At 26.2% G+C, this 569-nt stretch carries 1 protein-coding gene; it reads left to right on the forward strand.

Annotated elements, in window-relative coordinates:
- On the forward strand, positions 1–533 hold a 533-nt coding region (locus GQX97_RS14290; protein ID WP_232473448.1), incomplete at its 5' end, for a thermonuclease family protein.
- Positions 534–569: the final 36 nt, after the last annotated feature.

Below are 569 nucleotides of genomic sequence, written 5' to 3' on the forward strand. Positions count from 1 at the left end.
ATGCGTATAAAAACAAAATAACCTATTATAAAGTTGTACTCGATATTAACGACATAAAAAAAGAAGAATATATTACATTAAGAGATTCTAATAATTCAAAAATATTTTTATCTGTTACAAATAATAATTATAGTGAAAATAATATTGATAAAGATTTGATAAAAGTTTTRGACGGAGACACCATATCGTATAATAATAATSTTTATAGGTTCATAGGAATTGACGCACCAGAATTAGAACAAGTTTACGGCAAAGAGGCAAGGGACTATGTTTCTAATTTAATAAAARACAGCGATAAAGTTTCTATGCTTGTTTCTTCCTATGATATATTTGATAGRATATTRTGTCATGTTTTAATTGATGATGTACCTTTAGCTTATTATATGATAGAAGAAAAATTAGCAAAAGAGACTGTATTAAAATATGGAGATAATGGTTTTAGTGAGATTGCTAGTAATATAGTTTATTTATCTAAGTTTCAGGGCAGGCGAAAGTTTATAGACCCAKCKAGATACAGAAGAGAGAACCGCTAATTTTGTTTAGCATTTTTTAATTATGAATATTAGTAT

This window comes from Brachyspira sp. SAP_772, assembly GCF_009755885.1.
Lineage (GTDB): Bacteria > Spirochaetota > Brachyspiria > Brachyspirales > Brachyspiraceae > Brachyspira.